We start from the raw sequence: 24,491 nt of genomic DNA, 5'->3' as shown, positions 1-24,491 counted from the left end.
AAAAAGCTAATCAATCCCACGAAGAGGTTGAACGCTTACGCGTTGAAGCGGAATCTCTTTTCAATGCCGTCTCTGACTTCTAAGTGAGGGCGATGGGCATGCGAGGTGCGACTCGACATTGATTGAGGGGGGGGGGCGCGCGCGCCTTGCACGAGCGAAAGCAACGGCAAGCCTTCATGGTGATGATTATAGGAAACCTAACGTTCTCGCTGTAACGAATTACCGGACGCGTAGGTTCCAAAGGAGCCTTATTACGCTGTCACAATTGTGGTTGACGATTGGTTTTGACTCATTTCTAGCTAAGTCCTAAAGGCGCAATTCCCTAGGGGCGGCAGCGCGACTCTGCCGCGACCTGGCTCCATGCATGGCGGGCGGTTGATTCTAAGACGCTGTTAGCCGAAATTCTCTAGGAGATAGGCACTAATGATTTCTTTTTGCTGTAAGCGTTTCTGTCAGGATAGTCGTGTTTTTAACCAGGTTATTGAGGCCATTCGATGGGCTGCTTGGGAGGCGATATGAGTTCCCAAACCGAGAGTTCGCGCCTCATAGAATGCGGGCTGTAGCTCGGAAGCGAAATGCGAGTAGCGGAAAGGCAACGGTCGTCTAGGCCGTAGTCCGCTGGAATATGCATAGCGGTCTTGAAAACCGGCGGACGTTAATAGCGTCTCCAGGGTTCGAATACCTGGTTTCCCGCCAAGATTCAAACGAAAGCCCCGCGAATGCGGGGCTTTTGTGTTTCTGGGGTTTGGGGCGGCTACCCCGCTTCAAGCCTGATCGTTTCCGCATCATTTCAAGCGGTTTGCGATTGGGGCAGGTGCAGTAGTCACGACCTCCTTCTTGTGCTCGTATCGCTGACGCTAGCGCGCTCGCGAACGTTTTTTCGACGAGTGACGTGTCTAGATCAATGGTTCCGTGAGTATTGGGGTTGTCACTTCGATCTTCGGCGTCTACCCTGAAAATGTATGGATTGTTACGAATAATTTCGGAGGCGCCAGTTTTTTAGGCGCGATACTTCAGGACGAGGAACGAAACATGTTTTCACACGAGGGTCCCGCAATAGAGCTGTTGCTGTTCGTTTTTGGTCTGGCTGGCGTACTGCTCGTCGCTTGGTTTATTCATCATCAATACGAACGTAAAAACGGGAAGGGCGTTAAAAAACAACAAAATCGTAGCGAGGGTCGCTCAACCTAAGGTCCTTTCGGCTATATCCATTCGAGCCAGTCGTTTCCGGCTGGCTTTCAATGACTACTCCTCTACAGAACAGATCCAGCGATGATTTTGCCGATATGGCGCACGGATGAAATGGACGTCTGAAACCATCTTCATCCCGCGTCCCTGAAGCGCTTGGGTCAGTTGTACGAGTGTCTCTGCTTGGATAGTCATCGCTGTCACCTCATCAGATTTACTGCGTTCATAATTCCTGACCGGACGGACAACTGACTAATTCAAATTTTCTACAGCGCTGATTGGTGTATGAATCGCATTGGGGGTGAACTGCGTGACGTTTGCCCGGCTTTGCGCTCGCGCTGGGTGGCGGTATCCAGTTCACACTCCGATGCAGCCTTTTTGAAGGCGACCCATCCTCGTGGGGATCTCGACTGCGCAGCTTGATCCCACAGTCATTAGCCCATTGGATTTGTGCCATTCCTGCCAAGCTTTTCCTCGTCATCTCTTTGATTTTTTACTACTATTGTTCACCTGCGCACTCAAGGAAGAGCGGCTGAGCGCCTTGAGTCTGGTAGAAAATGTACGCTCGATCATGAATTGAGTGATGACTTTTACCCAGAACCTAACGACTCAGCCAACCCCAAATACCTCTTGGTGAAACCGATGAATAAAATGTGTGGCATCGTTGTAGTGGTAGGTCTTGCTCTCTCGGGATGCGCTACGAAAACCCCAGAAAAACCTAAAGAGACTCCCCCTCCAGCCGTCGTCCATGAAGCACCCGCTGAAGCCGCGCCTTCGACACCACCAGAAAATTTCACTGTGCGATATGAGGCTGCACCTGCGAACCCACGTCCTGTAGCCCCAATCAATGTCTCCCAGGAGGCTGCTCAGGAAGAATCTGAAACAAACTTGAACCAGAATCGCGCCGAGCAATGCCGTAAAGAGCTCGATGTTCTAAGGGTGTACAACAAGGCGTCTTACGATAAATACGAGGCGCAATACCAGGCCATTGCTGCCAAGACGGCTAAGTACATGGAAGTCAAAGACTCGTTGGGTCCTGATTTGAACTACATGGTCATGCCGGCCTATCAATTTCAAATTCGTGAGTTCTGCTTCCGGGTCAAGACCCGTTTGACGGAGCTTGTGCTTCGCCAAGCCAAATAATCGTTCCACGTCAGGGTGAGTCTTTTGCCAGTTGAAACGCTGAAAAAGATGTTCATTTCTGGTTGATTTGCCCAGGACTACAAAAGCCAATGCCCCGACACGTCGGGGCATTGGCTTTTAATCGGCGCGCGCGGTGTTGATCAGTCGCAAACCGCTGCCTTCTCACCCGGTACATCTCCCCACCCGCATGGCTCAACAGGGCATCGGCATCCAGCTCATCCTCCCCGGAAAAAAGACCACGCCGATACTGCAGCCGGTTGTCCAAGACACCTGCCCAAACGTATGATCAGGCCGGGCGTCCTCTACGGTCGCCGGGACTCACCCCCTTTTCAAGGACACGAGCATGCAAAAGCACTTCGGCAATTCAGGCCTGTTCAAGGCTGCTTCGTATCGTTGCAACAAAACCCTCGGCAATGGCATCGCCCGCTGGGAGTTGAACAACAGTGCGTTGAATACGAAGGAGTTTTTGATATGTCCAAAGAACTACTCGGAGTTTCTGCTCTAGGGTTGATGGTCCTTGGTGAATTTTGTGCAATCTACAGCGAGGTAATCACCGCCCGGCTGGCTCAGGCGGGCGACGGTTCATGGCAGGCGTTCGTCATGCCGGTGGTGGTGATGTGTTTTGCCGGGCTTTGCCTGCTGGGAGCTTACTGGCTGGGGTATCGGGCGGTCGGTGATATCTGGGTGGTGACAGTCGTTTCCATCACCTCGTTATTGCTGCTGGAGCCTGTGGTGATCTGGGCGCTGTTCCAGGAAATGCCCGGGCGAGGTGCCCTGATCGGGTTTTGCCTGGGGGCTCTGGGCATGCTGGCCACGGTCTTGCTGTAGTTGCACGTTCTGGCCCGGCCAATGGGTGTCGGGCCAGATGCTGAGGGTGTTGCAGGCAATACCTTCCTGCGCCGCAGCCGCGGCTGAATTTGAAGTCGGTGACACGTTGTTCAGCAAAAAAGCTGAGCTACCGAAAGCAGGCAAATCATTTGAACAACCATTTGCGCCCGAATTGGATGTTTCATTGCTGTCACCTCCTATACAGCTGCTTATGAGCAAATGCGTAAAAAACACACGCAGCTATTGCTCTCAGTATAGGCCATGAAACGAATCCTTCACGATTGCGCCGATTCACCTGCCCGGTGGTCTCTGCTTACAACTATCTGCCTGGATCCACTGCACTTTTTTGGATTTCTCCGCTCTATCCTTTTCCCAGCCCTGCCGATTTCCCGCGTGGGCAGATGAATCAGATCGGGTGCCGATGGATCGCACATTTTCTCGTTTCAACCTTCAACGCGGTTGCCAGCCCTTGCTGCTCGCCGCTGTGTTGATGCTCTGCGCCAGCGGTTGCAGCCAGCAACAGGGGCGGGATATCGCCAAGCAGTTCAGCAACGGCAAACCCGATGAGTTTTTCCAGACCAGTGTCGACCGCATGGCCACGCTGGGCATGCGCGACAACCTGCAAAGCCTGTATCTGCTGATGAACAAGCTCTATTTGCGCAACCCCAGCCAGTGGCGTCAGTCGGGTTATCCAGATGCGGTCAGCGCTGCGCGAGAGATCCGCCAGGCCATCGAGCAACGTCGATCGCTGCCGGCCCTGGATGATCGCCGCGACTTGGCGGCGCTGAGTTATTCCCTGAGTCCGGAGTTCAAAGGCGATCGTGTCGGCGCGTTTATCTACGCCATCGGCAGCATGATCGTGACCGCCCACGGTGGGCGTACTGAGTTCTACATCACCGATTCGATCAACCCGCAGTTTGTCAGCAACGCCGCGCGCAATATCGAGAAGGCCACCTGGCTGCTGAGCAAGCGCCAGGATGCCAATGGCGTGCTGCTGTTGTTCTCCAACGAGATATCGGAGGAGGGCAGCAACCTCAGCTTCGCGGTGGAGTTCGGCAAGATCGTTGCGCGCCTCGACCTGCTGACCCAGATGCTCGACGAGCGCTACCGGCGCATCGGTCTCAATTACGCGCAGAGCTTGTTGCTGATGAATTTTCTGCCGGTGCAATAAAGCTCGGCTTCCTCGGGTGATTGGTACGGTGTTTCGTTTTCCCTTGTAGGAAGAGGCCTATCTTGTACCTCGATGGTTGAAACACCCTGTACTCATCAATAGCCTCGGATTTTTCCGAAAGCTTGAGGCCTCTACCATGGGTAAGCAAAAGACGGTTTGGCCCACTGATCGCGAAATACGTTTGCGTTTTATCCTTTTTGCCGTGATCGATGCGGCGAGTGTCCAAGGCGTTTCTGCCGAGGTGTTGCTGCCAGCGCACAAGTTATTGCGGGACTCGCCGACCGAGGCGCAATTATTGGAAGCGCTGGACAAAATCCTCAGTGCGGATGAAATGTATGGATTCCGGTTTGCTCCGGGATCAGAAGCAGATGAACTGATGCAAACCTGGCTGATACCCTCCCATTGAGGATTGACACTGCAACTGTGGCGAGCGGGACAAGCCCGCTCGCCACTTCCAGCTGCTCTGCCACCCTCGTGCAGCGAATAGTCTTGGTCCGACGTTGGTGTGGGAAGGGTCTGGTCCGTTAATAAGGAGTGACCTGGCGGGCGCCCCTGTCTTCCCACCAGGTGCCCCCCGAATTCCAAGGACCTGCCCGATGCTGCTGCGCCAACCTCCGCTCTTGTTTGCCGCCCTGACCTTAAGCTCACTGGTGCACGCCGAAGACCTGCAATTGGCCCCGGTCGAAGTCACCGGCAGCCAAGCCAGCGACGGTGAAGTGGCCCAGGCGCAACTCAAGAGCGTGCCCGGCGGCACCAACTATATCGACATGAACAGCGTGCAGCAGGGAAGGGTGAGCACCAACGAAGACGTGTTCAAGTACCAGGCCGGAGTGTATGCCAAGGCGGCCAACAACGAAGGGGTGAAACTCTCGATTCGTGGTTCGGGCCTGAACCGCAGCCCCGGTGCCCATGCCTCCGGCTTGTATGAAATGTTCGATGGCCTGCCACTCACCGGCCCCGGCGGCACGCCTTATGAGCTGAAAGATCCCTTGTGGCAAAGCCGGGTCGAAGTGCTGCGCGGCGCCAACGGTTTTGATCAGGGCGCGTTGGCCTTGGGCGGCGCGGTCAACTATGTGACCCGCACGGGCTACGATGCACCCAAGCTGCAACTACGTTACGAAGCGGGCAGCAAAGGCTACGCCCAGCGCGAGATCAGCTCGGGCCAGGTATTGGGGGATGCCGACTACTACATCAGCCTCACCGATTCCGAATCCGACGGCTACCAGCGCCAGAGCGCTGCCACCGGCAAAGGCGTGGCCGCCAACTTCGGCTACCGCTTCAACCCGGACCTGGAAACCCGCTTCTACTTCCGTTACCGCGAAACCACCAACGACACCCCAGGCAAACTCACACGCAGCCAGATCAGCCACGACCCGCGTGCGGCCAACAGCCTCAACGCCGCCCGGGATTCCAAGCGCCTGCAACCGGGCTCCACCTGGATCGCCAACAAGACCTCCCTGCAATTGGACGACAACGCGCGGGTCGAAGTCGGGCTGGCTTACCACGACTACCCGATGGACTTGCGCGAAGGCACCAACCGCCTGAAAGTCGCCTACACCGATATCAGCAGCACCCTCAATTACATCCGCCAGGACACGCTGTTCGGCCATGACAGTAAAACCACTGTCGGCCTGCGCACCACCCAGGCGATGCCCAATAACGGCGCTTCGGAGTACGTGCGCACGCCCGCCGGCAATACCGCAACCTATGCACCCGGCACCAAGACCCGCGACTACAGCTACCTGGGCTCCGACACCGTGTTGCATATCGGCAACGACCTGGAACTGGTGCCTGACCTGTGGCTGACCACTGGCCTGGCGGCGATCTATACCCGCCGCGAAACCCAGGTCACCTACCCTGAAGGCCAGGCGCCGCTCAGCCAGCACGACTGGGACTACGCACCACGCATCGGCCTGCGCTACGACTTCACCCCACAATTGCAGGTGTACGGCAACCTGAGCCGCTCGGTCGAGCCGCCGCATGCGTGGTCGATGATCTGGGGTTCCAACAAATACTTTACCGGTGGTCCGGCCAAAGGCCTGGCACGGGAGGGCGTGAGCCTGAAAAACCAGACCGCCACCACCCTGGAGATCGGCGGGCGCGGTGAGGCCTGGCTCGGCCAGTGGGACCTGGCCCTGTACCGCTCCGAAGTGCGCCACGAATTGCTCACCGTGGAAACCCAGGCGCAAACCTCTACCAGCAATGCCATCGTCGCCGAGTCCAACGCCAGCCCCACCGTACACCAGGGTGTGGAACTGAGTCTGCTCAGCCCGTTGTGGGACGGCGGTCGCAACGGCCGGATTGCGCTGCGCCAGGCCTACACCTTCAGCGACTTCCATTACCGCGACGATGACCGCTTCGGCGACAACACCTTGCCCGGCATCCCCAGGCACTACTATCAGGCGCAATTGCGCTACAGCCATCCGACGGGTTTCTACACCAGCCTCAACACCGAGTATTCCTCACGGGTGGCGGTGGACTACGCCAATTCCTACTACGCCGCGTCCTACACCCTGCTCGGCGCCACGTTCGGCTACGACGCGCCCAAGCAGGACTGGCAAGCCTGGGTCGACCTGCGCAACCTGACCAACCGTCGTTACGCCAATACCGTGACGCCGGGTTATGACGACAAGGGGTTGGATGTAGCGCGTTCTACGCCGGCGGATGGCCGTGGCATCTACACCGGCGTGTCCTGGAGTTGGCGTTAAAGACAGGCCCTTGCCCCAAGCGGGTTTTACTGGCATTGTTCGCGCAATTGGTAACTCTTCCCATTTGAGATCTTTTTGCGCATGCATGACATTCCGGCCGCGCTGGGCGACTCCGTTCGCCAGCAGACCCTCACGGCGATGTACAGCGAGCACCACGGCTGGTTGCACGGCTGGCTGCGCAAGAAACTCGGGTGTTCCCAGCAGGCCGCCGACCTGGCCCATGACGCGTTTATCCGCGTCCTGATGCTGGCCGAGCCGCAGAGTATCAAGGAGCCTCGCGCTTTCCTGGCCACCACGGCTGGTCGGTTGTTGATCGACAGTGCCCGTCGCCGTCGTATCGAAAAAGCCTACATGGAAGCCCTGGTGATCCAGTGCGAAGACGCCGACATGCCCGACCCGGCTGCGATTCATGTGGCCTTGCAAGCCCTGGAGCGTATCGCAGAGATGCTCGCCGGCTTGCCTTTCAAAGCCCGCGAAGCATTCCTGTTGAGCCGCCTCGACGGGCTGACCTACAGCGAAATCGCCCTGCGCCTGGACGTTTCCTCCAGCACCGTCAAAAACTACATTTCCAGCGCCCTGGTGCATTGCTACCACAGCCTGCACCCGGCAGACCCGCTGGCATGAGTTCCGAGCAGATCATCCAGCAAGCCGCACAGTGGCTGACTCGCCTGCACGACGAAGGCGTGACCGACGCCGACCGCCAGGCGTTCAACACCTGGCGCCAGGCCGACCCGCGCCACGCCGTGGCCATCGAGCGCATGAGTGCGTTATGGGGCAGCCTCGATGCCTTGCCCGCCAAGCCAGCGCGCATTGCCCTGAACCGCGCCTTCACCCCGCGACGCCCACGTGGCGCGCAGGTGGTGGGTGTGCTTGGCCTGGTTTTGTGCGGCTGGCTGGGCCTGCAACACTTGCCGGTGTGGATGGCCGACCAACGTACCGGTGTCGGTGAGCGTCGGCAGATCGCCCTCGAAGATGGCAGCCAGTTGCAGCTCAACAGCAACTCGGCGGTGGATGTGCAGTTCGACGGTCATCAACGGGTGATCGAACTGCTGCAAGGCGAGCTCTGGGTCGAGGTGGCGAAGGATGCGCAACGGCCTTTCGTGGTCCGCACCGACCAGGGCACGGCCACTGCGCTGGGCACGCGTTATCTGGTCAAGCGCGCGGCAGACGGCACCACGGTGGTCACGGTGATCGAGTCCACGGTCGCGATCAAAGGCGATGCCGGCGATGGGGTCAAGGTCACGGCCGGCCAGCGTTCGGTGCTCGACCACGGCCGCGCCCAGCCACCGCAAGCCATCGGTGACAGCGATCCCGACGCCTGGACCCGCGGCCTGCTCAAGGTCAACGACCAACCCTTGAGCGAGGTCTTGCAAACCCTCGCCAGCTACCGCCACGGCTTGCTGCGTTTCGACCCCCAGGCCCTGCAAAACCTGCGGGTGTCCGGGGTGTTCAAGCTGGACGACACGTCGGCGGCGTTGTCGTCACTGGCCGATAACCTGCCGATCCAGGTGGAGTACTTCACCGACCTGCTGGTGGTGGTCAAGCCGCGCTAGCCTTCGTTCTGGCGCAGGCGTTTGTACAGGGTATTGCGGCTCACCCCCAGCTCTCGTGCCAGATGGGAGATATTGCCGCCGGCAGCTTTCAAGCGCTGGTTCAGGTCGATGCTGTCATCCAGGTACTCACTGGCGGGCGGCGGCGCCGCGACGTTCAAATCCACGAAGAAATCGTCCGGCAGGTGCTCTGCACGGATCGGCTGTTCCTCGGCCATGGCCAGCGCCACCTGCAACACACTGCTCACCTGGCGCAAATTCCCCGGCCACGGGTGCCGCTCGAACAGCGCCAGTACTTCGGCGCTCAGGCCCGCCCATTGTGTCGGCTCGCGGTGTTGCTGCCACAGTTGCTGGAACAGCGCCCGCTTGTCGGTGCGCTCGCGTAACGGCGGCAGTTCCAGGGTCAGGCCACCGATGCGGTAGTACAAATCCTCACGGAAACGCCCAGCCTGTACCAGATCCCGCAGTGCACGGTTGGTGGCCGAGATGATGCGCAAATCCACCGGGAACAACTCGCTGCTGCCTACCGGTTGCACGCAACGCTCCTGCAACACCCGTAGCAAGCGGGCCTGGGTGGGCAGCGGCATATCACCGATCTCGTCGAGAAACAGCGTGCCCTTGTCGGCCTTGCGGATCAGGCCGATGCTGCCTTTCTGGTTGGCGCCGGTGAACGCGCCCTTTTCATAGCCGAACAGCTCCGATTCCACCAATTCGGCGGGAATCGCCGCGCAGTTCACCGCGATAAATGCCTTCTGGCTGCGCGAGCTGGCGTGGTGCAGGGCTTTGACGAACACCTCCTTGCCCACGCCGGTTTCGCCGTGAATCAGCAGCGGAATGTCTTTTTCCAGCAGGCGCTCGGCCTGGCGCACGGCTTTCTCGACGCGCGCGTCGCCGAAATGCAAAGTCTTGAGGCCAATCGGCGCAGGCTTCGATGGCGCCGGCTCGGTGAACACGCGCGCCTGCACCGGCATCTGCCTGGGACGCTTCAACAAGCACTGGAAGCGATTGCGTCCCGCCGCTTGCAGGGAGAAGGGCAGGCCTTCCGGTTGGTTCAACAGTTCCAGCAACGATACCTTGAACAGGCTGTCGATCATCACCCGCGACAGGCTGATGCCCAGCAGGTTGTCGGCACGTCGATTGGCCGACAGCACCTGGCCGCTTTCATCAAAGATCAGCAGGCCGGCCCACTGGCTGTCGAGGTTGCTCAGCCCGGTGTTGAAGGTCAGCTGGAAATGTTCGCCGCGAAACAGGTTGAGGATCAGCCGGTTCTCCACGGTCTGGCTCATCATCTTGACCATGCCCAGGGTGTGGGAGGGCGGCAGGTAGCTGTCGCTGGACACATCCAGCACCGCGATGATCTCGCGCTGGGCGTCGAAGATCGGCGCCGCCGAGCCGGTCATGAAGCGGTTGGCCTTGAGAAAGTGTTCATCGTGTTCGATATGCACCGCCTGGGCGCAGGCCAACGCGGTGCCGATGGCATTGGTGCCGCTGGAACGCTCCATCCAGCTGGCGCCGGGGTTGAAACCACGGGCCAGCTTGGGCTCGATAAAGCGCTGGGTGCCCCAACTGGTCAGCACCTGGCCCTGGTTGTCGGCCAGCATGATCAGGCAGTTGGAATTGCTCAGGATGTTCTCGTAGTAGGGCAGCACTTCCTGGCGGGTGGTCTGCACCAGCGAATGCTGGCTCTCCAGCAATTGGTTGATGCCCTCGGCAGGGAGCTGGTCGAAGCTGGGCGTGCTCTGGTGGTCCAGGCCAAAGGCGCGGCAACGGCGCCAGGATTCCTGGATAAGGGTGTCGTGAGCCAGTGGTTCGGCCATGGGGTGACCTTCGTTTTTATTGTTATGGGGTCTTGCGCAACGGACTGCTGGAAATCATTCCACTGTATTGGTCGTCAGAGTGTTGTTCAGAACTGTTCATTGTCAAGGCCCTGACTGTTCAGTTGTTCAGCCAAATTGTTCACTCCTGAACATCGCTTTCAGCTGATTTCCTTGCACATCAACCACTTGTCGTTTTGGCACGAAACTCGCTCTGTCACCTGGCCAGATTCATTCCAATAATAAAAAGGTCGTGTCATGTCATTGACCCTGGAACATGTCTCCCGCGTTGTCGAAGGCCAGACCTGGATCGACGACGCCAACCTGCGTTTCGAAGCCGGTTCCTTCAACGTCTTGCTCGGTCGCACGCTGTCCGGCAAGACCAGCCTGATGCGCCTGATGGCCGGCCTGGACAAGCCCGACAGCGGCCGCATCCTGATGAACGGCGTGGATGTCACGCAAAAACCGGTGCGGCTGCGCAACGTGTCGATGGTGTATCAGCAGTTCATCAATTACCCGACCATGACCGTGTTCGAAAACATCGCCTCGCCGTTGCGCCAGGCGGGTGTGTCCAGCGAGCTGATCCAGAGCAAGGTGCTGGAAACCGCCAGGATGCTGCGCATCGAAAAATTCCTCCAGCGTCACCCCCTGGAACTCTCCGGCGGCCAGCAGCAGCGCACGGCCATGGCCCGCGCACTGGTCAAGGATGCCGAACTGATCCTGTTCGATGAGCCGCTGGTGAACCTGGACTACAAACTTCGCGAAGAGCTGCGTCAGGAAATGCGCGAACTGTTCGCCGCACGCCATACCATCGCGATCTACGCCACCACCGAGCCCAACGAAGCCCTGGCCCTGGGCGGCACCACGACCATCCTCCACGAAGGCCGGGTGATCCAGAGCGGCAAGGCGGCCGAGGTGTATCACCAGCCGCAGACTGTGCTGGCCGCGGAGTTGTTTTCCGAGCCGCCGATCAACCTGATGCCGGGGCGCATCAGTGGCAATGAAGTGAGCTTCGCCAATTTCGTGCACTTCCCACTCAACGTCGACCTGCGTCCCATCGGCGAAGGCGAGTTCCGGTTCGGCGTACGCCCCAGCCATATCAGCCTGGTGCCGAGCAACGATGACGACCTGGAGTTGGCGGTCACCGTGGAAGTCGCCGAGATCAGCGGTTCGGAAACTTTCCTGCACGTGCGCAGCGAACATTTCCTGCTGGTGCTGCACCTGCCGGGGGTGCACGAGTACGACGTCGACGCGCCGATCCGCGTGTATATCCCCACCCATAAACTGTTTGTGTTCGATGGCCAGGGCCGTTTGGTCCAGGCTCCCGGACGCCGTGTCGCGAGGGTTGCCTGATGGCCGAGATCCATTTGCAGAACCTGGCGCACAGCTACAGCCCTGCGCCGAAAGGGCCTGAAGACTACGCTATCCGAGCAATGAACCACGTGTGGGAGCAGGGCGGGGCCTACGCCTTGCTCGGGCCGTCGGGCTGCGGCAAGTCGACGTTGCTCAACATCATCTCCGGCCTGCTCAGCCCGTCCGAAGGCCAGGTGCTGTTCGACACTCAAGTGGTCAACGACCTCACCCCGGAAAAACGCAACATCGCCCAGGTGTTCCAGTTCCCGGTGGTGTACGACACCATGACGGTGTTCGACAACCTGGCATTCCCGCTGCGCAACCAGGGCATGGCCGAGGCGAAAATTCACAGCAAGGTGCAGGAAATTGCCGAAGTCCTCGACCTGCAAAACCTGCTGACCAAAAAGGCGCGCAACCTCACCGCCGACGAAAAACAGAAAGTCTCCATGGGCCGTGGCCTGGTGCGTGACGACGTGTCGGCGATCCTGTTCGATGAGCCGCTGACGGTGATCGACCCGCACCTCAAGTGGAAACTGCGGCGCAAGCTCAAGCAGATCCACGAGCAATTCAACATCACCATGGTCTATGTGACCCACGATCAGCTGGAGGCCTCGACCTTCGCCGACAAGATCGCAGTGATGTACGGCGGGCAGATCGTGCAGTTCGGCACGCCGCGTGACCTGTTCGAACGGCCGAGCCACACCTTTGTCGGCTATTTCATCGGCAGCCCCGGGATGAATCTGATCGAGGTGCAGGCCCAGGCGGGCGGGGTGCGCTTTGCCGAGACTCATTTGCCCTTGTCCGAGGCGTTGCAGCAACGTATTGCCAACACCGACTACAAGAAGCTGCAGGTCGGCATCCGCCCGGAATTCATCCACGTATGGGACGAGTACAACCCTGACGCCCTGCAGGCCGATGTCACTCATCTCGAAGACCTTGGCACCTACAAGATCGTCACCCTCAACCTCGACGGCGCGCTGCTCAAGGTGCGCCTGGCCGAAGACAAGCCCGTGCCGGAAGGCAAGGCGTCCATCAGCTTTCCGGCGCAATGGCTGATGGTGTATGCCGACGACTACCTGCTGGAGGTGCAGCCATGAACAAGGTGCAGAACAACAAGGCCTGGTGGCTGGTGTTGCCGGTGTTCCTGCTGGTGGCGTTCAGTGCGGTGATCCCGATGATGACCGTGGTCAATTACTCGGTGCAGGACATCTTCGACCAGTCCAGCCGCTACTTCGTCGGTGCCGACTGGTACAAGCAGGTGCTGCTCGACCCGCGCCTGCATGACTCGTTGCTGCGTCAGTTCATCTACTCGGCCTGTGTGCTGCTGATCGAAATCCCGCTGGGCATCGCCATCGCCCTGACCATGCCGACCAAGGGCCGCTGGTCGTCGCTGGTGCTGATCATCCTCGCCATTCCGTTGCTGATCCCGTGGAACGTGGTGGGCACCATCTGGCAGATTTTCGGTCGCGCCGACATCGGCCTGTTGGGTTACAGCCTCAATGCCCTGGGCATTAGTTACAACTACGCCGCCAACACCATGGACGCCTGGGTCACGGTGTTGGTCATGGACGTATGGCACTGGACCTCACTGGTGGCGCTGCTCTGCTATTCGGGGTTGCGGGCGATTCCGGACGTGTACTACCAGGCTGCACGGATTGATCGTGCATCGCCCTGGGCGGTGTTCCGACATATCCAGTTGCCGAAGATGAAAAGCGTGCTGCTGATCGCGGTGATGTTGCGGTTCATGGACAGTTTCATGATCTACACCGAGCCCTTCGTCCTGACGGGCGGTGGACCGGGTAACGCCACCACGTTCTTGAGTCAGACCCTGACCCAGATGGCCGTAGGCCAATTCGACCTGGGCCCGGCTGCGGCGTTTTCCCTGGTGTACTTCCTGATCATCCTGTTGGTGTCCTGGCTGTTCTACACCGCCATGACCCACTCCGACGCCAACCGCTGAGGCCGCCAACATGAACAAGAGAAAGCTGATACCGCTACTGATCTACATCCTGTTCCTGCTGGTGCCGATCTACTGGCTGCTGAACATGTCCTTCAAGAGCAACACCGAAATCCTCGGCGGGCTGACGCTGTTTCCGCAGGACTTCACCCTGGCCAACTACAAGGTGATCTTCACTGACCCGAGCTGGTACACCGGTTACCTCAACTCGCTGTACTACGTGAGCCTGAACACGGTGATCTCCCTGAGTGTGGCGCTGCCGGCGGCCTACGCGTTTTCGCGCTACCGCTTCCTCGGTGACAAGCACCTGTTTTTCTGGCTGCTGACCAACCGCATGGCGCCACCGGCGGTGTTTCTGCTGCCGTTCTTCCAGTTGTACTCGTCCATTGGGTTGTTCGACACGCACATCGCAGTGGCCCTGGCCCACTGCCTGTTCAACGTGCCGTTGGCGGTGTGGATCCTGGAGGGTTTCATGTCCGGCGTGCCCAAGGAAATCGACGAAACCGCCTACATCGACGGCTACTCGTTTCCGAAGTTTTTCGTGAAGATTTTTATCCCGTTGATTGGTTCCGGCATCGGTGTGACGGCGTTTTTCTGCTTCATGTTTTCCTGGGTCGAACTGCTGCTGGCGCGCACCCTGACCTCGGTCAACGCCAAGCCGATTGCGGCAGTGATGACACGCACGGTGTCGGCATCGGGTATCGATTGGGGCGTGCTGGCGGCGGCGGGGGTGTTGACTATCCTGCCCGGCATGCTGGTGATCTGGTTTGTTCGCAACCACGTGGCCAAGGGCTTTGCCCTGGGCCGGGTCTGAGGAGTCGATGATGGAATGGATGGCCTGGACCACCCCCACCGCGCTGTTCTTTGGCGGCATAGCCCTGATCCTCGCGGGCATGACCACCTGGGAGCTGCGTTCGCCGAGTATCCCCCGGCGGGGCTTTTTGCCGATCAGCACCACCCGTGGTGATCGTTTGTTTATCGGTCTTCTCGGCAGCGCCTACCTGCATTTGCTGGTGATCGGCGTTACCGACTGGAGCATCTGGGTAGCGTCCGCGCTCTCCCTGGTATGGCTGTTGAGTGTGATGCGTTGGGGCTGATGCCCTTATGAATAAACAACCAGGAGGTCTCTATGTTGAATAAGAACAATAAGCTGCGACATAGCATTTCATTGGCCGCCGTACTGGCTATGAGCGGTTTGAGCGCTTCGGCCTGGGCCGATGCGTACGAAGATGCCGCGAAAAAATGGATCGGCAGCGAGTTCAAACCGTCCACCCTCACGGCCGACCAGCAGTTGGCGGAATTGAAGTGGTTTATCAAGGCCGCCGAACCGTTCCGTGGGATGAAGATCAACGTGGTGTCGGAAACCCTCACCACCCACGAGTACGAGTCCAAGGTGCTGGCCAAGGCCTTCACTGAAATCACCGGGATCAAGCTGACCCACGACCTGTTGCAGGAAGGCGACGTGGTGGAGAAGCTGCAGACCCAGATGCAGTCCGACAAGAACATCTACGACGGCTGGGTCAACGACTCGGACCTGATCGGTACGCACTTTCGCTACGGCAAGACCGAATCCATCACCGACCTGATGGCCAACGAAGGCAAGGATTTCACCTCGCCGACCCTGGATATCAAGGACTTTATCGGCATTTCCTTTACCACCGCGCCGGACGGCAAGATCTATCAGTTGCCCGACCAGCAGTTTGCCAACCTCTACTGGTTCCGCGCCGACTGGTTCGAGCGTCCGGAGCTGAAAGCCAAGTTCAAGGAAAAATACGGCTACGACCTCGGCGTACCGGTGAACTGGTCGGCCTATGAAGACATCGCCAAGTTCTTCAGCGAAGACGTCAAGGAAATCGACGGCAAGCGCGTGTATGGGCACATGGACTACGGCAAGAAAGATCCGTCCCTGGGCTGGCGCTTCACCGATGCCTGGTTCTCCATGGCTGGTGGCGGCGACAAGGGCCTGCCCAACGGCCTGCCGGTGGACGAGTGGGGCATTCGCGTGGAGGACTGCCACCCGGTGGGCTCCAGCGTCACCCGTGGCGGCGACACCAACGGCCCGGCCGCAGTGTTTGCCACGCAGAAATACGTGGACTGGATGAAAGCCTACGCGCCGCCGGAAGCGGCGGGCATGACGTTCTCCGAATCCGGCCCGGTGCCGTCCCAAGGCAACATCGCCCAGCAGATCTTCTGGTACACCGCGTTTACCGCCGACATGACCAAACCGGGCTTGCCAGTGGTGAATGCCGACGGCACGCCGAAATGGCGTATGGCGCCGTCGCCGGTGGGACCTTACTGGGAAAAGGGCATGAAGAAGGGCTATCAGGACGTAGGCTCCTGGACCTTCCTCAAGTCGACGCCTGAGAAGCAGAAACTCGCGGCCTGGCTTTACGCGCAGTTCGTGACCTCGAAAACCGTTTCGCTCAAGAAAACCATCGTCGGCCTGACGCCGATCCGTGAGTCCGACATCAACTCCCAGGCCATGACCGACATGGCGCCGAAACTCGGTGGCCTGGTGGAGTTCTACCGCAGCCCGGCCCGCGTCGAGTGGACTCCGACCGGCACCAACGTGCCGGACTACCCACGCCTGGCGCAACTGTGGTGGGGCAACATCGCCAGGGCTGCCAGCGGCGAGCAAACCCCGCAACAGGCGCTGGACAACCTGGCCAAGGAACAGGACGCGATCATGACGCGCCTGGAACGCTCCAAGGTGCAACCGGTGTGTGGCCCGAAAATGAACCCCGAGCGTGACGCGCAATACTGGTTCGACCAGCCGGGTGCGCCGAAGCCGAAACTGGTCAACGAGAAGCCGAAAGGCGAGACCGTGGCCTACGGCGACCTGCTCAAGCAGTGGGAGGCGGCGCGCAAGTAATAGCGGTCAGTGGAGGAGGGCATTACGGCACGCTTGCGTGCCGTTTTACTGTCCCCTGTTTGTCGCCATCAGGCTTTGCTCAATCCCACTCACCAGTACGGGATCGAAGGCGTCATGCCCGGCGCGAAACAGCCTGCATTTCAACAATGCCCGCTGACGCAACCAACGCAGGCTCGACAACCCGACAGGGTCATGGATGCCCTGTATCACTTGGCAGCTACAGCGCAGCATCAGCCCTTGATCCTGTTCGTGAAAAAAATAGCCGGCACGATGGTAGTGCACTTCCAGGCGAATCGCGCGCACGGCGACATCGTCGATAAAGTGCTCCAGGGCGGCCTTGTCCATGCGTTGGCGATTCAGGTGCAGCGCCGCGCCGACCCACGCCAGCGCCGCCTGGCGCTGCAGCTGCCGGCAAGGTTGGTCGAGGTCCTCGCACACCTGCTCGAACGACGTGAACGCCTTGGCGCTCAAGTACCGAGTCACGGCGTGGTGGTAGATCACCAGATTTTCCGGGCTGGGGACGAACAGCGATGCCAGTACCAACCGGTGTACGTGCGATGGACGCTGCCAGGCATACTTCAACGCCAGCCAACTGCCCCAGGAAACCCCGAGCACAGTGATTTGGGCAAAACCGAAATGCTCGCGTAGCGTCTCAATGTCGTCGATGATCCGTTCCGTTTCGTTGCCTAGCCGCTCACCGTGAGGGGTTGAGCGCCCGCCACCGCGCTGGTCGAACAGCACGATATCGAAGTGCTCCAGGTTGAAAAACGCCAGGTGATCACGGCTGGAGCAGCCGCCTGGTCCACCGTGCAGGAAGAACACCGGCTCGGCGCCTTCCCGACCGTGTCGCTCCCAGTACAACTGGTGGTTATCGGATACCGGCAAGTAACCGCTGCTTTGAAGGTGCGTCATGCAGAAGGACGGGTGAGCTGGTAGAACTGGAACAATTCAAGCTGGCCCGGCCGGGCCGCGATACAGGCTTCCAGGGTGATGCCCAGTGTTTGTGCAACCCAGCGAACTGCCGGCAGCACGGGCGTATGGCCAAATACCAGGGCCACGCCGCCTGGCTTGAGGCTTCCGAGCAACGTGCGCAGCAAGGTGTCGGCATCATGCCGGGTGACCACTTCGGCATTGAGGAAGCGCAGGATCAATGCATCACAGGCAGGGCTTTCGCGTGCGGCGTCCGCTTGCCTGAAACGTACGGGCAAGCCGGCGTGGCGCTGCGCTGCATAGCGGACCATCGAAACCGAAAGGTCCGAGCCCAGGCACAGGCAGCGGGGGAGTGCCTGGGCCAGATGAGCGATCAACTCGCCGGTTGAGCACGCCGGGTCATGGATCAGCGCTCCCGGCTTGAGGCGTTCGCGCAGTACGGCGACACAGCGTTCGCGAAAGTGCGCTTCATCAATGTTCAACTGCGCGGCACGCGCATCGTCGCACTCCCAGAAGTCTGGCGGGCAGATGAACTCCTCGGCGTGCGGCCCCAGTGGTGGGTAGGGAAAGCACACTTCGCTGTGGGCACTGCGTCGGGCTTCGATAAATGCATGATGCTTGGCCGCGGCTGTCGTGGCTTGATAAAACAACGCAACACCTTCATTGCTCCAGTGTTGCTCGGTGAGCGGGCCCAGCAGCATGGCCGGGTGCAAGATGCTGCTCAGGCGGCGTTGCCCCTGGTGGGCGGGCAACGGTCTGTTGCGGCCAGCCCAGCGAACGCTTCCGGTATCCAGTACAAACAGCCGAGCCAGCCCGAACCCCAGCGGCTCCAGATGGCGTTGCAAGGACGCGGCGCTCATCGCGAGACACCCAGCGGCTCACCGCGCAGGCGCCGGCCGCGTTGTTGCGGCACCACGATATTGCCGGTAGAGACCAGGAAAAACCGTTCCAGCCCAGGGATCACTACCTGCACGAGCGTAGTACCGAGCCGGCTTTGAAACAGGTTGCATACACCGGGTGTCAGGTTGTGGCGGGCCATGTCGTCCAACAGACGGGTGATCTGCTCGCCGAGATCCGATAGGGGCTCGTGCTCGTGCAGTAGCACCCACTCGACAGGTTGCGCCATCAGGTGTTCCGGGGAGAATTGCAGGCAGCGTTGCAGGCGCGCGAATGGGGCAAGATGCCGCTGGGCATTGAGCAAGTGGCGGCTCAAGAGCGGTTCGGCCGCCAGCGCCTGCAGTTGTGCAAGTTCTGCCAGCGCACGCCAGGCCGCATGAGTGGGCGTCAGGGAGGTGCCGCTGCCGTACACCACGGGCGTTGTCGAAGGCGTATTGATGAACGCCAGGCAGGTGGTCGTACAGAACTCACGGCTGATGTCCAGCACAACCACTTCGGCGTTGAACTGCTGACGCAGTGCATCCAGCACGCTCCTGGACTCGGGATCGAGGCTGTGTGGCTCGACCCGGCGCAGGCCGGATGGGTGCTGATAGTAAAAGTGTTCCAGCAGAAACAGAGACAGGGCATCCCGTTCAATATTTTCATTCAAGGCATGGAGCAATGCCTCGTCGCGGGTGGCGCCGATGGCGGTTCCGCTGTTGCTCGAATAACGGCGCAGCGCGCGCAGGTCAGTCGGATCGTCGTGCAGCGGTTGTTCGCAGTAGCGCGGGCAGGTCAACGCCAGTGGGTAGGAAAACCACTGATCATCCACCAGGCTGCGGTAGGTGCGGCAGACGATGGCGTCTTCTTGCTGTGCCGTCAGCATTGCCAGCGCGCTGTCATCGTCAAACCGTGAGTCAGCGGCAAAGTAACTGGACGCCTGGCGATGAAGAGGCGACGCGTGCAGGTCGTCGCTCAAATAATGCTCCAATGCTTCATAGAGTGCGCCGACACGTGCCGCTGCCAGATGGCCCTTGCCGGCGCCGCGTGCGACTTCGGTGGATTGCGCGTTATACAGGTGGGCCTGTACGCACAGCGCCTCATCACCCACGGTGCGCAGGCGCGCGCGCAACTTGAGTGCACTCAATTGGGCGAGTATCTGTTGGTGCGCATGGGTCAGGGACTGGCTGCGTTCAGGGACGATGGCATGGTGGGTATGCATGGCGATGACTCCCGGGGAGGAGGAGAGGCATGGCCTCTCCCGGACTCACTTACTCGGCTTCCAGCTCGGCTTTTTCCGTGTCAGTGAGTTGCAGCGCCTCGATGAAGTCGTCCGTATGCTCCTGCTCCAGTTGTTCCATCTCGGCGATTTTGTTTGCGTTCAAGCTAGCCATGTATCCCATATCTGAACCTCTTTTGTTGTTTGATTGGGTGGAGTCGCGTGCTCTCGATGAGCACGGCTAGAACCTATAAAAAATGGGGACTGTCAGGCAAATGTGAGCAACTGTTGCGAAGACCACGGCGCGGGGCGGTGGAAACAAATCCATTCACTCCAATTGTTGACCATTGCCGAAAGGGGGGGATGCCCAAAAACCACGGGCTGCGCCTGCGGTGATAGCCATCGTCCAACGATGCGCCCATTAGGGCGTTGCCGTGGGGAGCTGCTGGATATTCTTTCGGGCGCGTTGGGCTTTTCGCGATGTTGAAACGGTGGTGAGCGCCCAGGGAGGTGATCGTCGTCGGGGTACTACAGAACCTGTCGACATCGTTTACAAAAAAACCGATGCGGCATGCCCGGTTCCTGCATACAGCCTTTACTGGCTGTTACGCCGCTGGCGTTTGTAATCGCCTGGAGTCCGCGCCGTATCCCGCGCCGGTGGTAGCCTTTGCGCCCGGCTGAACGCTCTGGTGGAGGCGCAGCATGTGCCGCAAAGTGACCCCACCGTGGCGGGAGGCATTCAAGACCGTACCGCTCCTGACCGTCGATCCGCCCCTCTTCAACCCCGATTGAATTTTCCGCACACCACGATGCTCTTCACTTTAGAAGCGTGTGGTACTGAGCGCTCTTGCGGGGCCTCCTTGTCGGGGAGGCCTGGTTGTATCGGACTTTGCGGAAACTGCCATCATGACGCTTCTTACAGCGCTGTCGGGCCAACCGGCCTCTATCACCCACTCGGCGCCCGGCCAATACCAGCGGCTGTACCAACAGCTCTACGGTGAAGCCCAGGGGGCCGAAGAGATCGCGCGGGATTTCCTGCTGGCGCAGTTGACGCAAATGCGAGACGCCGCCAGCGATCTGCCCGAGATGGCCGAGCAACTGCCCGCCTGGGTCGAGCAGCGTTGCGCGCAGGTGGCCCAGGCCTATGCCGATTACCTTGAACAACGCCAACAAGGTCGGCCACGTCGCTATTTCCAGAACAAGGCCCATGCGCTGTATTTCCTGCAACACGTAGCCCCGACCAAACAGGTCGACGGCGCTTGGCTCAATGGCCTGCTGCGCCACTGGCTGGACCCCCGCTTTGACGGTCTGCTCAACACGTATCTTGAGGAACTGGGCGATGGTATAGCTGCACAGAACCATGTGGTGATCTACCGCAAACTGCTCAGCGAGCACGATGCCGACAGCGAAGCCGGCCTTGAAGACGCGCATTACCTGCAGGGCGCCCTGCAAATGGCCTTGGGCCTGTGCGCGCAGGACTTTCTGCCCGAGATCATCGGCTTCAACCTGGGCTACGAACAGTTGCCCCTGCACCTGTTGATCACCGCCTACGAGTTGAGCGAACTGGGCATCGATCCGTATTACTTCACCCTGCACGTGACCATCGACAACGCCAGCAGCGGCCACGCCTGCAAGGCAGCGCAGTCGGTACTGAGCCTGCTGCCGCTGGGCGAGGGCAGGGCGGATTTCTACCGCCGGGTGGCCGAGGGGTACCGCCTCAACGACCTGGGCCCGGGAACCACCGCGATTATCAGCGGTTTCAACCTGCAGGACGAAGTGGTCGCGATGCTCGAGCGCAAGCGCAGCTTCGGCCAACACATGCACTCGGACTATTGCCGCTTCGAAGGCAAGACCGTCAACCAGTGGCTGGGTCAGCCGGGGCAGATCGGCGCCTTTCTCCAGGCACTGGAAGACAAGGGCTGGATCAAGCGCAACCAGGACCCGGCCGAAAGTCGATTCTGGCAACTGATCGAGGGCGCGGGCGCGGCGATGTTCGGCGTGTTCAGCGGCTATGAAAAACAGATGCTGCACGATTGGATCGCCGGCGACTGGATCAGTGACAAACGTGTGCCGCCCGTGCGGCCCGGGCGCGGCAGCCGGTTTTCCCGCGAGCAGCAACGCCCGACGGACCCGGACACCCAGGCGCTGGTTGATTCATTGTGCAACCTGTCCGATCAACAGCAGCTCAACGCACTGATCCCGTGGATGTCGGCGCGACGCCATTGCACGCCCGCCGGGTTGTACGCGACCCGCCGCTTTATTCAATTGCGCGCGCGATTGCGCTAAGGAACTTCCCATGTTTGCACAACACCTGGCCGATCGCGCCCTGTTGAACCTGGGCCGCGGGTTGAAGCAGCGCGGCTACCGTTTCATCACCCCGACTCCCTTGACCCACGAACGCGTCTATCAACGTCGGGCTGCCTCCCAGGCATTGGACCTTCGCGACGTATTCGGCTGGTCGATGCCGTTTGACCGCGACCTGGTGCCCGACACCTTCCGCGAGGATCTGCAACAAGCCGATCTCGTCGAACCGCATGGCGCGCTGTGGCGCAGCGCGGTGCGTTGGTCCAGCCTGGACGATCTTCTGTTTGCGCATTCCGCATACCCCACCACTGAACCGGATGCCGTGTTCTTCGGCCCCGACAGCTACCGCTTCGCCCAGGTGATCGAAGCCCATCTGCAACAGCGCTTCGAACCGCTCAAGCGCGCCGTGGATATCGGCTGCGGCGCGGGTGTAGGGGCACTGGTGATCGGCCGCGCTCGACATGACGCGCAGGTGTTGGCGGTGGATATCAACCCGCGCGCCCTGCGCATGACCGCCGTGAATGCCGAGCTGGCCGGGCTGAGCAATGTCAGCGCCTACCACAGCGATGTGCTGGCAAGCGTGGAGGGCGAGTTCGATTTGATCGTGGCCAACCCGCCGTACATGAATGATGACCGTCAACGCGCCTATCGCCACGGTGGCGGTGCATTGGGTGAGCAGTTGTCGGTGCGCATCGCCGGCGAATCCCTGGGTCGCCTGGCCCGTGGCGGCAGCCTGGTGCTGTATACCGGTGTGGCGATAGTCGCGGGCGAGGACCCGTTCCTGGCGGCGGTCAAGCCATTGCTCGGCAGCGATGCGTTCGGCTGGACCTACCGTGAACTGGACCCTGACGTATTTGGCGAAGAGTTGGATAAGCCGGGCTACGAGCGGGTAGAGCGGATTGCGGTGGTCGCGCTCACCGTCACCCGTCTGCGCTGAAGGTCATGCTCACTTTCGGTATCGAAGAGGAATACTTCATCTCCGACCTGCACACGCGGCACATGGTCGGCGAACCGTCGGCGGCGGTGCTGGCGGCCTGCCGGCAGGCGATTGGCCCGGGCTTCGCCCTCGAGATGTTCCAGGGCTAGATTGAGGTGGCATCCCCGGTGTTCAAGGCCAGCAGTGAGGCGGCGGATTACCTGGCCACCGTGCGCCACAACCTCGCCCGCTCCTTGGGCGCATTCGGTCTCGGTGTGGTCTGTGCCGGCAGCCATCCCTTGGCGGCATGGCGCGAGCAAACGGCCACCGACCGCGTGCATTTCCAGCAATTGTTCGAAGACATCCAGTACGTCGCGAGTCGCAGTGTGCTCTGTGGGTTGCACGTGCATGTCGAGGTGCCGGCCGGAATCGACCGCATCGCGGTGATGAATCAGGTCTCGCCCTGGTTGCCGTTATTGCTGCTCCTCAGTTGCTCGTCACCGTTCTGGGAGGGCGCACCCACAGGGTTCATGAGCTATCGCCAGGCCGCGTGCGATGAGTGGCCACGCATGGGCGTTCCCGAGCACTTCACCGATTGGTCGGCGTACTTGCGCTATTTGGCATTGCTGCAGCGCGTCGGTGCGATCAAGGCCGATGGCAACGGGTGGTGGGGCATTCGGCCTGCGGCGCGTTATCCCACCCTGGAACTGCGCATGACCGATGCCTGCCCCAGGCTGGCGGATGCGTTGGTGCTCGCCACCTTGTTTCGGGTAATGGTCACTCATGCCTGTGCCCTGGAACATCCCGGCGCCGGGTTCACCGCAGAGGCGCGCTGGCTGCTCAAGGAGAATCGTTGGCAGGCCAAGCGCTACGGTGCTGCGGGCAGCTTTGCGCTGGATGACCAGGGGACGATGGGCACTGCTGAACAGTGGCTGCTAGAGGCGCAACGCATCTTCGCGGCCACCGCCGGGGCCATGGGCGAGCCTCAGTTGTTTGATGACCTGCATAGGTTGCTGGCGTCAGGCAACAGCGCCGTCGATCAATTGCGCTGCCATGCCGACGCCCGGGCCTCGGGCGCCGATGAGCACGTGTGTCTGCAGCAAGTGGTCGACCGCCTGCTGGCCCAGAGTCGCGCTGCCCATTGACCTACTGCGCGAGCAATCAGGCCGCTTGTGGCTGCAGATGCAGTGCACCGTCGACATCCTTGACCAACCCACTGGCCAAAAACAGCGGTACCAACCGCTTGTGCAACTGCGGCTCGACAAACTCCTTCACCGTATCCAGCGCCAGCACACCGCTCAGCGGCAATTCGGCCTTGGTGTACGACAACCAGGCTTTCTTCAACACCTGCAACACATCGCTGCCCGCCGTGGTGGCGAAGCGGCGCTGGGTGGGTTTGCCGTCGAAGGTGAAGCTGTGCTGGAACGCATAGCCGTTTTCATCGCCGTTACCATCGGTGCAGCGGATGCAGCTGCACGGGCCGTCGCCGAACGCGCTGCGCAGGTAGGCGTTGAAGTCCACCACGGGTTTGAGTGACAGGCGCTTATCCACCTCGAACAGGTCCCCGGTCATTTTTTCGTCAGTGTTCAACGTCCATTTCCTCGCTGGTTCGGCAGTTTTTCAAAGCGCGGCACAATAGCAGCCGGGGGCTGGTTTGTGGGC

21 protein-coding genes and 1 pseudogene are annotated in these 24,491 nt (G+C 60.2%); 17 read left to right on the top strand and 5 right to left on the bottom strand.

The features are described from left to right. Positions 1-912: 912 nt before the first annotated feature. The 8 genes from AC3WP7_RS13975 (at position 913) to AC3WP7_RS13940 (ending at position 8,591) form a co-directional block, all read left to right on the top strand. Entirely contained in the window at positions 913-1,191 is a 279-nt protein-coding gene (locus AC3WP7_RS13975) for a hypothetical protein (protein WP_146012693.1), read from the top strand. Positions 1,192-1,764: 573 nt separating this feature from the next. Next, positions 1,765-2,331 carry a YuaE family lipoprotein gene (locus AC3WP7_RS13970; protein ID WP_256572972.1) on the top strand — a complete coding sequence of 189 codons (567 nt, stop codon included), beginning with the start codon at positions 1,765-1,767 and terminating at the stop codon, positions 2,329-2,331. Between the two features lie 510 nt (positions 2,332-2,841). Beyond that, positions 2,842-3,159 (top strand): hypothetical protein, encoded by a 318-nt coding sequence (locus AC3WP7_RS13965; RefSeq protein ID WP_170856081.1) that lies wholly within the window; start codon positions 2,842-2,844, stop codon positions 3,157-3,159. 421 nt (positions 3,160-3,580) lie between these two features. Next, on the top strand, positions 3,581-4,330 hold the full coding sequence (locus AC3WP7_RS13960; RefSeq protein ID WP_102591792.1) for a hypothetical protein: 750 nt from the start codon (positions 3,581-3,583) through the stop codon (positions 4,328-4,330). A 136-nt stretch (positions 4,331-4,466) separates the two neighbouring features. Continuing rightward, on the top strand, positions 4,467-4,736 hold the full coding sequence (locus AC3WP7_RS13955) for a hypothetical protein (RefSeq protein WP_092245155.1): 270 nt from the start codon (positions 4,467-4,469) through the stop codon (positions 4,734-4,736). A gap of 190 nt (positions 4,737-4,926) precedes the next feature. Further along, the gene (locus AC3WP7_RS13950; protein ID WP_102591793.1) at positions 4,927-7,038 is read left to right on the top strand and encodes a TonB-dependent receptor family protein; all 2,112 of its coding nucleotides are present in this window, start codon (positions 4,927-4,929) and stop codon (positions 7,036-7,038) included. An 81-nt stretch (positions 7,039-7,119) separates the two neighbouring features. Beyond that, positions 7,120-7,662, top strand: coding sequence for a sigma-70 family RNA polymerase sigma factor (locus tag AC3WP7_RS13945; protein WP_071491793.1), 543 nt, complete (start codon positions 7,120-7,122; stop codon positions 7,660-7,662). Beyond that, positions 7,659-8,591, top strand: a complete 933-nt coding sequence (locus AC3WP7_RS13940) for a FecR family protein (protein ID WP_092245161.1) — start codon at positions 7,659-7,661, stop codon at positions 8,589-8,591. Before AC3WP7_RS13945 ends, AC3WP7_RS13940 begins: the two co-directional genes overlap by 4 nt. Here the strand turns inward: AC3WP7_RS13940 and AC3WP7_RS13935 are convergent. After that, positions 8,588-10,405 carry a sigma-54-dependent Fis family transcriptional regulator gene (locus AC3WP7_RS13935; protein WP_093512737.1) on the bottom strand — a complete coding sequence of 606 codons (1,818 nt, stop codon included), beginning with the start codon at positions 10,403-10,405 and terminating at the stop codon, positions 8,588-8,590. The two genes, AC3WP7_RS13940 and AC3WP7_RS13935, sit on opposite strands and share 4 nt — an antisense overlap. A 255-nt stretch (positions 10,406-10,660) precedes the next feature. On the opposite strand from AC3WP7_RS13935, the gene AC3WP7_RS13930 reads away from it, so the two are divergent. Genes AC3WP7_RS13930 through AC3WP7_RS13905 form a run of 6 tightly spaced genes read left to right on the top strand, consistent with a single transcriptional unit; the run spans position 10,661 to position 16,584 of the window. Continuing rightward, a complete protein-coding gene (locus AC3WP7_RS13930) occupies positions 10,661-11,755 on the top strand; it encodes an ABC transporter ATP-binding protein (protein ID WP_071491790.1) in 1,095 nt (364 codons plus the stop codon). After that, positions 11,755-12,852: an ABC transporter ATP-binding protein gene (locus AC3WP7_RS13925; protein WP_071491789.1), complete on the top strand. Its 1,098-nt coding sequence runs from the start codon at positions 11,755-11,757 to the stop codon at positions 12,850-12,852. Before AC3WP7_RS13930 ends, AC3WP7_RS13925 begins: the two co-directional genes overlap by 1 nt. Beyond that, positions 12,849-13,715 carry a carbohydrate ABC transporter permease gene (locus AC3WP7_RS13920; protein ID WP_010209674.1) on the top strand — a complete coding sequence of 289 codons (867 nt, stop codon included), beginning with the start codon at positions 12,849-12,851 and terminating at the stop codon, positions 13,713-13,715. The genes AC3WP7_RS13925 and AC3WP7_RS13920 overlap by 4 nt, the downstream gene beginning before the upstream one ends. A gap of 10 nt (positions 13,716-13,725) precedes the next feature. Continuing rightward, positions 13,726-14,526 carry a carbohydrate ABC transporter permease gene (locus tag AC3WP7_RS13915; RefSeq protein ID WP_071491788.1) on the top strand — a complete coding sequence of 267 codons (801 nt, stop codon included), beginning with the start codon at positions 13,726-13,728 and terminating at the stop codon, positions 14,524-14,526. 10 nt (positions 14,527-14,536) lie between these two features. Next, positions 14,537-14,809, top strand: a complete 273-nt coding sequence (locus AC3WP7_RS13910) for a DUF2160 domain-containing protein (protein WP_003232363.1) — start codon at positions 14,537-14,539, stop codon at positions 14,807-14,809. A gap of 32 nt (positions 14,810-14,841) precedes the next feature. Further along, a complete protein-coding gene (locus AC3WP7_RS13905) occupies positions 14,842-16,584 on the top strand; it encodes an ABC transporter substrate-binding protein (RefSeq protein ID WP_102591794.1) in 1,743 nt (580 codons plus the stop codon). Between the two features lie 45 nt (positions 16,585-16,629). Here AC3WP7_RS13905 and AC3WP7_RS13900 read toward each other — a convergent pair whose 3' ends face one another. The 3 genes from AC3WP7_RS13900 to AC3WP7_RS13890 are packed head-to-tail and all read right to left on the bottom strand — an operon-like array spanning position 16,630 to position 19,612. Continuing rightward, positions 16,630-17,496 (bottom strand): alpha/beta fold hydrolase, encoded by an 867-nt coding sequence (locus AC3WP7_RS13900; RefSeq protein WP_102591795.1) that lies wholly within the window; start codon positions 17,494-17,496, stop codon positions 16,630-16,632. Further along, a complete protein-coding gene (locus tag AC3WP7_RS13895; protein WP_102591796.1) occupies positions 17,493-18,374 on the bottom strand; it encodes a class I SAM-dependent methyltransferase in 882 nt (293 codons plus the stop codon). The genes AC3WP7_RS13900 and AC3WP7_RS13895 overlap by 4 nt, the downstream gene beginning before the upstream one ends. Beyond that, positions 18,371-19,612, bottom strand: coding sequence for a YcaO-like family protein (locus AC3WP7_RS13890; protein WP_102591797.1), 1,242 nt, complete (start codon positions 19,610-19,612; stop codon positions 18,371-18,373). Before AC3WP7_RS13890 ends, AC3WP7_RS13895 begins: the two co-directional genes overlap by 4 nt. A gap of 903 nt (positions 19,613-20,515) precedes the next feature. Here AC3WP7_RS13890 and AC3WP7_RS13885 point away from each other — a divergent pair. The 3 genes and pseudogenes from AC3WP7_RS13885 (at position 20,516) to AC3WP7_RS13875 (ending at position 23,974) form a co-directional block, all read left to right on the top strand. Then, positions 20,516-21,895: an iron-containing redox enzyme family protein gene (locus tag AC3WP7_RS13885; protein WP_102591798.1), complete on the top strand. Its 1,380-nt coding sequence runs from the start codon at positions 20,516-20,518 to the stop codon at positions 21,893-21,895. 10 nt (positions 21,896-21,905) lie between these two features. Beyond that, a complete protein-coding gene (locus AC3WP7_RS13880; protein WP_102591799.1) occupies positions 21,906-22,850 on the top strand; it encodes a methyltransferase in 945 nt (314 codons plus the stop codon). A gap of 5 nt (positions 22,851-22,855) precedes the next feature. After that, a pseudogene (locus AC3WP7_RS13875) lies at positions 22,856-23,974 on the top strand (carboxylate-amine ligase). Positions 23,975-23,990: 16 nt separating this feature from the next. Here the strand turns inward: AC3WP7_RS13875 and AC3WP7_RS13870 are convergent. After that, positions 23,991-24,419 (bottom strand): hypothetical protein, encoded by a 429-nt coding sequence (locus AC3WP7_RS13870; protein ID WP_093123719.1) that lies wholly within the window; start codon positions 24,417-24,419, stop codon positions 23,991-23,993. Between the last annotated feature and the right edge of the window lie 72 nt (positions 24,420-24,491).

The sequence above is a fragment of the Pseudomonas sp. FW305-3-2-15-C-LB1 genome, assembly GCF_058787615.1.
Note: the sequence above shows the minus strand (reverse complement) of the source record. Positions and strands in the feature narration are given on the sequence as shown.